Here is a 5,409-nt window from a genome sequence, read left to right on the forward strand (position 1 = left end):
CATACAGGAACTCCAGGATCAGCTTGTCGCGCTGTCCTTCAAAGGTATCCTCAAAAGAAAAACTATCCAGGAAATGGTTGAAAGGTTCCTCGGCCACGAAGCCGGGAAGCTTCTTGGAAACTTTGGGCGCTTTGATGCGCAGCATGGGATTTACCTCAATGCGCTGCTGCCCCAGCAGGAATTTATAATAGGAGCGGAGACAGGCGATCTTCCGGTTGACGGAACGTGCCTCCAGGTTTTTGTGCACCAGGGAAAGAATCCAGGAGCGTATAATAGCATGATCTGCCTCAGCAGGATCCGTGATCTCGTAGGTATCTTGCAGGTACAGCGAGAACTGCCCCAGATCGGTATGATAGGAGGTAAGCGTATGCGGGCTATACCGCTTTTCGTATTCTAGATACTTAAAAAATAATTCCATGCATTAGTGTACCTGATGTGTTGCTCAGATACACTAATGTATGGAAAAATTAAATATCTTTTAAGAAAGACTAGTAATTATCGTTCGCGAAAAGCTGCTGCTTATACTTGGCTCTTTCCTTTTGCTTTCTTTTTGAAACAGAAGGCTTTTCAAAGAAAGTTCTGGATCTCAGTTCTTTAAGAACACCAGTTCTCTCAAATTTTTTCTTAAATCTCTTAAGTGCACGGTCTACAGACTCGTTATCCTTTACGTTTATAATAATCATGTTTTTACTCGCTTCTTCTGATATTTAGGGTTGCAAATTTCATAAGGTTTTGTTTATAAATCAACAGAATGGTAAAATAAATTTACTTTATCTGTTTAAAAAAAGCCGGGAGCACAAAATATGCTGCCTGGTGAGGCTTATCTGTCGTTTATAAACGGGCAAATTATTTCAGGATCGCTCTTGAGATAACAAGCTTCTGTATCTCACTTGTTCCTTCGCCAATGGTGCAAAGCTTCGCGTCGCGGTAATATTTCTCAGCAGGGTAGTCTTTGGTGAAGCCGTAGCCGCCAAATATCTGTACGGCTTCATTTGCCACGCGTACCGACACTTCGGAAGCATACAGTTTCGCCATAGCGGATTCTTTGTTCACGTTCAGTCCGCGGTTCTTCATGTCGGCGGCCTGGTAGGTAAGCAGGGAAGCTGCCTCGATCTCGGTGGCCATATCCGCCAGCTTGAAGGAAATACCCTGGAAACTGGAGATCGGCTTGTTGAACTGGTTGCGCTCCTGCGAGTAAGCCAGCGCTGCCTCAAAGGCACCCTGAGCTATACCTAGCGACAGGGCTGCAATAGAGATCCGGCCGCCATCAAGCACTTTCATAGCCTGTATAAAGCCTTCGCCTACCTTGCCCAGCATCTGGTTCTGGTGCACCCGGCAGTCTTCGAATATCAGCTCCGTCGTTTCGGAAGCGCGCATACCCAGCTTGTTTTCCTTGCGGCCTGCACTGAAGCCTGGCGTACCCTTCTCGATGATGAAGGCGCTCATGCCATGCGAGTCACCCACCTCGCCCGTACGTACGATCACAACCGCCACGTTCCCGCTCTTGCCATGCGTGATGAAGTTCTTGGCGCCGTTGATCACCCAATGGTCCCCGTCCTGCACCGCTACGGTGCGCATGTTGCCCGCATCGGAGCCTGTGTTTGGCTCCGTCAGGCCCCAGGCGCCGATCCATTCGGCGGTAGCCAGCTTCGGCAGGTACTGGCGCTTTTGCTCCTCGTTGCCAAACTGCAGGATGTGACCTGTGCACAAGGAATTGTGAGCCGCCATCGACAAACCGATTGAACCGTCTATTTTAGAAAGCTCGGCGATCGCCGTAACATACTCTAGGTAGCCGAAGCCCGATCCGCCGTACTCGGTGGGTACCAGTACACCCATCAGGCCCAGTTCCCCCAGTTTTTTGAAAACCTCCACCGGAAATTCCTGGCTTTCATCCCATTCATTCATCTGGGGCCTGATGTGCTTGACGCCAAAGTCCCGGATCATGTCAGCAATCATGCGCTGGTTTTCTGTTTTTCTAAATTCCATTTAAGTTTTGTTGTAGAGTTCGTTGTCGCGTATTTAACGGCCTTTTCCTATACCTGGATGTACAAAGCTAGGTAAATAAGGCCAATTGACAAATTCGTAGTTTTATTTTACTTAAGTCAATGTTTATGCTTCATTTAGTAGAGTGAGCCTGGCCGATTCCCTAAAAATGTATACTGTTTTTTGCAGCCCAGGTATAGGTTGGTATCCCGGAACGGTCAATTCCTTTTTTGTCATGTGTTGTAACTTCTCACATCCCGATTTGTTTTTTGCTTCGGTTGCAGGTGCTATATTGTGTGTACGCCGGGGAGCGTTTATTTTGATAGCGTGTATTTATTGCTTTATTTTGATGTTGCATTGCTATGTCCGGCAACGTATGAGTTTATATACCGCCCTACACGCGGTTGATGCAGGTACATGATAAAGTTTATTCAGAGCTTATTTGGGAAAGATGCTGCGCAGGTGGACTCGCTGAGTACCCTCGGCGTGGACATGCATTCCCATATCCTGCCCGGAATAGACGATGGCGCTGCCACCGTAGAGCAGTCGCTGGAGCTGGTACGGAGCATGAAGGAGCTGGGCTACCGCAAGCTGATCATGACGCCGCATATCATGAGTGATTTCTACCGCAACACGCCTGAGATCATACGGGAGCGACTGCAGGTATTGCAGCAGGCAGTGCAGGAGGCAGGTATCGAAATGGAACTTGCCTGCGCTGCAGAGCACTACCTGGATGAGGCCTTCCTTCAGAAACTGGAAGACGGGGAAGAACTGCTGACTTTTGGTAATAAGTACCTACTATTTGAAACCTCTTTTCTGAACGAGCCGCTCAACCTGCGCGAAGCCATCTTCCGGATGCAGTCGCAAGGGTATAAACCGGTGCTGGCTCACCCCGAGCGTTACACGTACTTTTATGGTAAATTTGAAGACCTGGTCGCGTTGCGTGAGCAGGGCGTGTTGTTGCAGCCGAATCTCAATTCGCTCATAGGCTATTACTCCCCGGGAGCCCGAATGATGGTCGAAAAGCTGATCGATGCCGGTCATGTCGACTTTCTGGGTACTGATACACATAGCATGAAACACACGGCAAACCTGCAGAAAGTGCTTAGCTCCAAATACCTCATCAAGGCCCTGGAGCTGCCTTTACTCAACAATCAATTATAATTCCTTAATCCCACACCCATGGCCATGGTTTTTGTTACAGGCGGAAGTGGCCTGATTGGCAGCTTTTTGATACCGGCACTGGTAGAGCAGGGGCACCAGGTCAAAGCCCTTTACCGTGGCCGGGTACCAGCCGTTGCCGGTGCTACAAAGGTGCAGTGGGTGGAAGGAGATGTTCTGGATATAAGCCAGTTGCGGGAGGCGTTGCAGGACGTACAGTATGTGTTTCATAGCGCCGGACTGGTGTCTTATGACCCGCAGGATGCGGAGTTGCTGCAACAGGTAAATGTAGAAGGAACGGCCAATATCGTAAACGCCTGCCTGGAAGCGCCGGGAGATATAAAGCTTTGCCATGTAAGCTCTGTGGCAGCTGTCGGGCGGCCCAAAGGGGTGGCTGTACTCAGCGAGGACAGTAAGTGGAGCGAAGGAGAGCAGCACTCGGCTTATGCTGAGTCCAAGTACTACGGTGAACTGGAGGTATGGCGCGGCGTGGCGGAGGGGTTGCAGGCAGTGATCGTCAACCCGTCCGTTGTGCTGGGGCCCGCCGACTGGGACCGCAGCAGTACGCGCCTGTTCAAGTATGTGTACCAGGAAAAGCCTTTTTATACGGGCGGTATGGCCAACTTTGTGGATGTGCGGGATGTGGTGGAAGCCATGGTGCGCCTGACCTTCTCTTCAATTTCAGGTGAGCGGTTTATCCTCAATGCGGGGCAGCTCCCTTACAAGAAATTTTTTGAAATGGCGGCGAAGGGCTTCAACAAGAAAGCTCCGGCTATTAAAGTTTCGCCGTTTCTGGCGGAGATCGTGTGGCGGCTGGAGCGCCTGCGTACCCGGCTTTCGGGGGGGCGCCCGCTTATCACCAAAGAGACGGCGCGCGTGTCTGCCAAGAGCCATCTCTTTGGGAATGAAAAAGTTCGGAAAGCAGTAGGTATAGCCTTCAGGCCTCTGCCCGAAACCATTGCCTGGAGCTGCGGCCAATTGCTGCAATCTGCACACCTGGATAAGAGCCCGGAAGTAGCCCGCGCAAACTAAACTATTTAAAGTTTATTAATGTAGTAAGACAAAAGCTGCCTTTTTGCGGCTTGTGGGATATAGGAGATGAAAGAGAATTTTGACGAGCACAGCGAGGATTCGGAACTGATCATTCGGTTCGAGCAAATGCTGGGAACAAAAGAAACCGTTTTTTTTGACCTGACCGATTTTGAATATATCATAGACCATTATACCGCTAACTTCGATTACAAGAAAGCGCTGTTGGCCTGTGATTCTGCTATTGCGCAATATCCCTTCTCTACGGGGCTTCAAATCGACAAGGCCCAGTTGCTGGCTATGTCGGGCAACTTCGAAGATGCCATGGTACTCATAGACCAGGTGGCGGAAGTAGAGCCTCAGAACCCGGATGTGCTCCTGACGCGGGGCATCATTTTTACGCAGCGGGGCGAATACCGCGATGCAGTGGACCACTTCAAGAAAGCCCTGGCTTTTGCCGAGGATCGGGATGATATCTACTTCAACATTGGCCTCACTTACCAGAGCTGGGGCAAGTTCAGCTCCGCCATCAAGTACTACAAAAAGTGTATTGGGCTGAATGTGGAAAACGAAGCGGCCATGCAGGAGATCATCTACTGCATGGAAATCACGGGGTCAACACGCGAGGAGCTTCCTTTCTTCCAGGCCTTTATTGACAAAGATCCTTATTCGTATGTGGCCTGGTTTAACCTGGGCAACGTGTACAATAAGCTTGGCTCTTACGACAAAGCCATTGCGGCTTACGATTACGCCACCATCATCAAGCCGGACTTTATCACGGCTTACAACAACATGGCCAATGCCTATGTTTTTCTGGAGGACTATACCAAAGCAATAGAAGCCTTTAACGCCATGCTGGAGCATGGGTCGCCCTCCGCGGAGGTATTCTGCAACATCGGCGAGTGCTACGAGAAGATGCAGCAATGGGACCTGGCCCGCCGCTACTACCAAAAGTCCATTGACCTGGACCCGGAGATGGATGAGGCCTGGTTCGGAATCGGTGTGATACTGGATGCGCAGGGCAACTGGTATGAGGCTGTGCATTTCTTTAAAAAAGCCGTCAACCTGTACGGCGATAGCGTGGATTACTGGGTGGCCCTGGCGGCTGCCGAGTACCATGTGGGCCATGTGGTGTCGGCGCTCGAAAGCTATGAACGTGCTGCCGAGATACAGCCCGAAGACAAGGATATCTACTTGAACTGGTCCATTATTCTGTACGAACAGGGCAATTTTGAA

6 protein-coding genes are annotated in these 5,409 nt (G+C 50.2%); 3 read left to right on the top strand and 3 right to left on the bottom strand.

Going from position 1 to position 5,409, the window contains the following annotated elements:
• The 3 genes from OB13_RS09805 to OB13_RS09815 all read right to left on the bottom strand — a co-directional run.
• Positions 1-418 (bottom strand): site-specific integrase (locus tag OB13_RS09805; protein ID WP_461489986.1); only part of this gene is annotated, 418 nt, incomplete at its 3' end.
• 70 nt (positions 419-488) lie between these two features.
• Entirely contained in the window at positions 489-683 is a 195-nt protein-coding gene (gene rpsU, locus OB13_RS09810) for a 30S ribosomal protein S21 (protein WP_461489987.1), read from the bottom strand.
• Between the two features lie 163 nt (positions 684-846).
• On the bottom strand, positions 847-1,986 hold the full coding sequence (locus OB13_RS09815; protein WP_461489988.1) for an acyl-CoA dehydrogenase: 1,140 nt from the start codon (positions 1,984-1,986) through the stop codon (positions 847-849).
• A gap of 414 nt (positions 1,987-2,400) precedes the next feature.
• Between OB13_RS09815 and OB13_RS09820 the strand changes: the two genes are divergently transcribed.
• From OB13_RS09820 to OB13_RS09830, 3 genes are all read left to right on the top strand, one after another.
• Entirely contained in the window at positions 2,401-3,147 is a 747-nt protein-coding gene (locus OB13_RS09820) for a tyrosine-protein phosphatase (RefSeq protein WP_461489989.1), read from the top strand.
• A gap of 18 nt (positions 3,148-3,165) precedes the next feature.
• Positions 3,166-4,176 carry an NAD-dependent epimerase/dehydratase family protein gene (locus OB13_RS09825; protein WP_461489990.1) on the top strand — a complete coding sequence of 337 codons (1,011 nt, stop codon included), beginning with the start codon at positions 3,166-3,168 and terminating at the stop codon, positions 4,174-4,176.
• Positions 4,177-4,242: 66 nt separating this feature from the next.
• Positions 4,243-5,409, top strand: a 1,167-nt coding sequence (locus OB13_RS09830; RefSeq protein WP_461489991.1) for a tetratricopeptide repeat protein, incomplete at its 3' end; no start/stop codon positions are given.

It is taken from the genome of Pontibacter sp. HJ8, from assembly GCF_054824225.1.